This window comes from Variovorax sp. 01T439_2 (assembly GCF_056398445.1).
The window spans coordinates 1-4,832 of the sequence record NZ_JBFTPJ010000425.1; the positions used below are offsets into that span (position 1 = coordinate 1).

General features: G+C 67.5%; 7 protein-coding genes. 5 read left to right on the forward strand and 2 right to left on the reverse strand.

What is annotated here, in order from left to right; genetic code table 11:
• The 4 genes from AC1DOC_RS19415 to minE all read left to right on the forward strand — a co-directional run.
• On the forward strand, positions 1–417 hold a 417-nt coding region (locus AC1DOC_RS19415), incomplete at its 5' end, for a solute carrier family 23 protein (protein WP_478130309.1).
• Between the two features lie 121 nt (positions 418–538).
• Positions 539–1,312: a septum site-determining protein MinC gene (minC, locus tag AC1DOC_RS19420; protein ID WP_478130310.1), complete on the forward strand. Its 774-nt coding sequence runs from the start codon at positions 539–541 to the stop codon at positions 1,310–1,312.
• 55 nt (positions 1,313–1,367) lie between these two features.
• A complete protein-coding gene (gene minD / locus AC1DOC_RS19425) occupies positions 1,368–2,183 on the forward strand; it encodes a septum site-determining protein MinD (RefSeq protein ID WP_012745231.1) in 816 nt (271 codons plus the stop codon).
• Positions 2,184–2,186: 3 nt separating this feature from the next.
• Complete coding sequence (gene minE / locus AC1DOC_RS19430) at positions 2,187–2,465, forward strand: cell division topological specificity factor MinE (RefSeq protein WP_478130311.1); 279 nt, start codon at positions 2,187–2,189, stop codon at positions 2,463–2,465.
• A gap of 57 nt (positions 2,466–2,522) precedes the next feature.
• On the opposite strand, the gene AC1DOC_RS19435 is transcribed toward minE, so the two are convergent.
• Positions 2,523–3,440, reverse strand: coding sequence for an alpha/beta fold hydrolase (locus AC1DOC_RS19435; RefSeq protein ID WP_436299174.1), 918 nt, complete (start codon positions 3,438–3,440; stop codon positions 2,523–2,525).
• 209 nt (positions 3,441–3,649) lie between these two features.
• The gene (locus AC1DOC_RS19440) at positions 3,650–4,252 is read right to left on the reverse strand and encodes a TetR/AcrR family transcriptional regulator (RefSeq protein ID WP_018903372.1); all 603 of its coding nucleotides are present in this window, start codon (positions 4,250–4,252) and stop codon (positions 3,650–3,652) included.
• A gap of 194 nt (positions 4,253–4,446) precedes the next feature.
• On the opposite strand from AC1DOC_RS19440, the gene AC1DOC_RS19445 reads away from it, so the two are divergent.
• Positions 4,447–4,832 (forward strand): LysR family transcriptional regulator (locus AC1DOC_RS19445; protein ID WP_478130312.1); only part of this gene is annotated, 386 nt, incomplete at its 3' end.

Consider the following 4,832-nt stretch of genomic DNA (forward strand, 5'->3'; position numbering starts at 1 on the left):
GTGGTGAGCGGCGCCTCGGGCGGCACCGGCGTGACCACCTATGCCGAGAACATCGGCGTGATGGCGGCCACGCGCATCTACTCGACGGCGGTGTTCGTGGTGGCCGCGCTCATTGCGCTGGTGCTGGGCTTCAGCCCCAAGTTCGGCGCGCTGATCCAGGCGATTCCGCTGCCGGTGATGGGCGGCGTGAGCATCGTGGTGTTCGGCTTGATCGCCATTGCGGGCGCCAAGATCTGGGTCGACAACAAGGTCGACTTCTCGCAGAACAAGAACCTGATCGTGGCCGCCATCACGCTCATCATCGGCACTGGCGACTTCACGCTGAAGTTCGGCGATTTCGCGTTGGGCGGCATCGGCACCGCGACTTTCGGGGCGATCATTCTTTACGCACTGCTCGGCAGATCGCGCAACGCCTGAGCCTTTTAAAAGTGAAACCTCGTGCAATAAATGTTCTGCGGGGTGCTTGAAGCGGGCCCCGTTCACTGGCCGGAAGCCCGCGCCCGTTAGACTTCAACGCTTTTCGCACCGACGTTTTCCAATGGCCGATGTCTCCGCCGCGCGCACCAAGGCGGTTTTCGAATTCAAGAGCGCCACGCTGCCGCTGATCGCAGTGAGCCTCAAGACGGCCGACCTGGCCGTGCTGGCCGAGGCCCTCGACGCGCAGCTGGCCGATTCGCCCGATTTCTTCGAGCAGGAGCCGGTGGTCATCGACCTCTCGCAGCTGCAGCCGGACGAGGAAAGCGGCGAGGGACCCCCGGCGCTCGACTTCGCGGCGCTGCGCGGCCTGCTGGCGCGCCACCAGACGCAGCCGATTGCGGTGCGCGGGGGCAACAACGCCCAGAATGCCGCGGCGCGCGCCGCCGGCCTGTCGCTCACGGCCATGCCGGTGGCGCCCGCGCCGCGCTCACCGGCGCCGCCGGCCGCTTCGCCGGCGCCCGCCAGCGAAGCACCGCAGATCGTGCGCGAAGTGCCGGTGCCGGCCAACGGCACGCTGCTGATCGACAAGCCGCTGCGTTCGGGCCAGCAGGTCTACGCCCGCGGCGGCGACGTGGTGGTGACCGCCGTGGTGAGCTTCGGCGCCGAGGTCATTGCCGACGGCAACGTGCACGTCTACGCGCCGCTGCGGGGCAAGGCCATTGCCGGCGCGCGCGGCAACACCGAGGCGCGCATCTTCTCGACCTGCATGGAAGCGCAGCTCGTGGCCATTGCGGGCATCTATCGCACCAACGAGGTGCCGCTGCCCGACCCGGTGCTCGGCAAGCCGGCCCAGATACGCCTGGATGGCAAGAAGCTGGTGATCGATCCGATCTGATGTGCCGAGGCACATCCGACCAACAACAACCGAATTGAAACAAGAAGGAATGGCCATGGCCAAAATTGTGGTGGTGACCTCAGGCAAGGGCGGCGTCGGCAAGACCACGACGAGCGCCAGCTTCGCGTCGGGCCTCGCGCTCGCGGGCAAGAAGACGGCGGTGATCGACTTCGACGTGGGCCTGCGCAACCTCGACCTCATCATGGGCTGCGAACGCCGCGTGGTGTACGACCTCATCAACGTGATCCAGGGCGAGGCCAACCTCAGCCAGGCGCTCATCAAGGACAAGCAGTGCGACAACCTGTTCGTGCTCGCGGCCTCGCAGACGCGCGACAAGGAAGCGCTCACGCAGGAAGGCGTCGAAAAGGTGCTGGCCGACCTGGCCGCCATGGACTTCGACTACATCGTCTGCGATTCGCCCGCCGGCATCGAGACCGGCGCGATGATGGCCATGCACTTTGCCGACGAGGCGCTCGTGGTGACCAACCCCGAGGTATCCTCGGTGCGCGACTCCGACCGCATCCTGGGCATGCTCAGCAGCAAGACCAAGCGGGCGAAGGAAGGCGGCGACCCCATCAAGGAGCACCTGCTGATCACCCGCTACAACCCCAACCGCGTGGCCGGCGGCCAGATGCTCTCGCTGGAAGACATCCAGGACATCCTGCGCATCAAGCTGATCGGCGTCATTCCCGAGTCGGAAAGCGTGCTGCAGGCGTCCAACCAGGGCGTGCCCGCGATCCACGACAAGGATACCGACGTGGCCAAGGCCTACAGCGACGTGGTCGCGCGCTTCCTGGGCGAAGACCGCCCGATGCGCTTCGTCGACGCCGAAAAGCCGGGCTTCTTCAAGCGAATTTTCGGAGGCAAGTAGGCCATGTCCTTTTTCTCGTTCCTGCTCGGCGAAAAGAAGAAGACGGCCAGCGTCGCCAAGGAGCGGCTGCAGATCATCCTCGCGCACGAGCGGTCCAGCCTCAGCGGCAAGAAGCGCCCCGACTACCTGCCCGACCTGCAGCGCGAGCTGRTGGCGGTGATCTCCAAGTACGTGAAGATCAATGCCGACGACATCAAGGTTCACCTGGAGAAGCAGGACGACCTCGAAGTGCTCGACATCAAGATCGAGCTGCCCGACCCGGCACCCTCGCCGGCGCGCTGAAGAAAAAAGAACGTGCGGCGGGCAGCACCGCCCGCCCGTGCTTGCCGTCCGCGCCGCTCAGGGCTGCGCCACGAAGCGCACCACCTGGCGGACCACGTCCTCCTCCTTGAGGATGCGGCGGTGTCCCAGTCCCTGCGTGGCCACCAGCCGCGCTCCCCTGATCGCGTCCCTGTAGGCCTCGGCATCGGCAAAGCGGTTCACGCGGTCGTCGTGGTCATGCACGATCAGCGTCGGCTGCGCGATGCGCGGACCGACGGCCGCCGGCTCCAGCTGCGCCATCAGGACGCCTTCGCGCGCCTCGAACCGCCGCTGCATGGCCAGGCGCGTCGCCTCGCTGAGGCCGAAGGTGTGCGCGAAGTAGCGCGTGTATTCGCGTGGCGAGGCCGGCGGCGCGAGCAGCACCAGCCGCTCGGCCTGCAGGCCCTGCGCGGCCGCCAGCGCCAGCCCGTTGGCGCCCAGCGAATGGGCGGCCACCGCGCGCAGCGCATGGCCGTCGGCCGCCAGCCTGGCAACCACGTACGCAATGGCCCGCGCGAACTGCGGCGAGTTGCTCATGGTGCCCGCGCTGCGGCCATGGGCCGGCAGTTCGAGCAGCACCGGCCGCAGGCCCGCATCGGCCAGCGCCTGCGCGAGCGCCAGCATCTGCCCCGCATGCCCGCCCCAGCCGTGCACCAGCAGCACCACGGGCGCCGACTCCGCACCGAGGTCCTGCGCAGCCAGGTGATAGAGGCCGAGGCCGGCGTCTTCGAAGGCCCAGGCCTCGCGCCGCCACGCCGCGCCCGGCCCCTGGCCGCGGTAGAGCCATTTGGGCGGCAGTGGCGTGCCGAACACGCGGTAGGCGGCGCGCACGCCCAGCGCGGGCCACAGGCGCTGCGAGGCGGTCAGGCCGAAGCGCAAGGCGCGCATCAGCCGGCCCGGGCGGTAGTAGTTGGACTGCGCGGCGTGCGTGGCCGCGGAGGTGGTGGTGCTCGTCATGCCATAGGCTCCTGCGTTCAGTACCAGACCCAGTCCTCGTTGCTGCGCGGCAGGCTGCGCAGCGCATCGCGGGTGGCGTCGGCGCCGATGGCACCCACATAGACGGCAAGACAGAGGGCGATGATCAGCATGGTGCTTCTCCTTTTTATCGCACGATCGTGCGAAATCAAGACAAAGAAAGACGAAAACGGAATGGCCTGTGCCGTGGCTCAGGCGCGGTAGCTCGAAAGAAGCCGCTGCCAGGTCTGCGTGGCGCGATCGGCGGCTTGGGGGTCGCGCAGGAAGCGCGCGTCGTGCAGCAGGCCCATGACCAGGCCGTTCAATTCGCTGACCAGCTGCGCCGGGTCGGTGTCGGCCCGCAGCTCGCCGGTTTCCACCGCCTGGAGCACCGTGCGGCGCAGCGCGGCGCGCCAGCGCGTGATCTCGCCGAACAGCAGGTCGCGCAGCTCGCCTTCGCGATCGTCGTATTCGAAGGCGCCCGCCATGTAGATGCAGCCAGTCTCGGCCTCGATGTCGCGGGTGCGGGCAATCCAGCGCCCGACGATGTCGTCGAGCCGCGCAAGGCCCTTGGGCTTTTGCATGGCCGGCACGAACACGTCGGCCAGGAAGCGGCGGCCGTATTCCTCGATCACGGCCTTCTGCAGCGCCTCGCGCGAACCCACGCGCGAGAACACGCCGCTCTTGGAGAGCGCCAGGCGGCTGGCCACGGCCTGCAGCGTGATGGCTTCCAGGCCCTCGGCCAGCGCAAGGTCCATCGCCGCGCCGACGATGGCGGCGCGGGTGAGTTCGCTTTTCTGGGTCTTGGCGTCCATGTTGGCAACTTTAGCACAGTCGTGCGAAATTGCAAATCCACGGCGATGGCAGCGCCAGACGGCCCGCACAGATGTTTTTCTCATGTGAAACCAACAAACGCATCGTTCCCCGCATAAGCACTTGTGCCGAGAATCGCCGCTCGGCCCGCTGCGGGCCCGTGCCTTTTCCTCCTCCCGATCTTCTTCCGCGCCAGATGAACTTCCAACAACTGCGCTCGGTACGCGAGGCCGTTCGTTGCGGCTTCAACCTGACCGAAGTCGCCCACACCCTCCACACGTCCCAGCCGGGCGTGAGCCGGCAGATCCGCGAGCTGGAGGAAGAGCTCGGCATCGAGCTCTTCGTGCGCGCCGGCAAGCGCCTCACCGGGCTCACCGAGCCGGGCGGCCACGTGCTGCCGATCATCGAGCGCATGCTGCTGGAAAGCAGCAACCTGCGCCATGCCGGGCAGGAGTTCGTCGCGCAGCAAAGCGGCCTGCTCTCGGTGGCGGCCACGCATTCGCAGGCGCGCTATGCGATGCCGGTGGCGGTGCAGGAATTCCGCGCGCAGTTTCCCAACGTGAAGCTGCACCTGCACCAGGG

Excerpts from the sequence above, each read along its gene's own strand:
- minC (WP_478130310.1), top strand. The coding sequence starts at position 539 with ATGGCCGATGTCTCCGCCGCGCGCACCAAGGCGGTTTTCGAATTCAAG.
- minD (WP_012745231.1), top strand. The coding sequence starts at position 1,368 with ATGGCCAAAATTGTGGTGGTGACCTCAGGCAAGGGCGGCGTCGGCAAG.
- AC1DOC_RS19435 (WP_436299174.1), bottom strand. The coding sequence starts at position 3,440 with ATGACGAGCACCACCACCTCCGCGGCCACGCACGCCGCGCAGTCCAAC.
- AC1DOC_RS19440 (WP_018903372.1), bottom strand. The coding sequence starts at position 4,252 with ATGGACGCCAAGACCCAGAAAAGCGAACTCACCCGCGCCGCCATCGTC.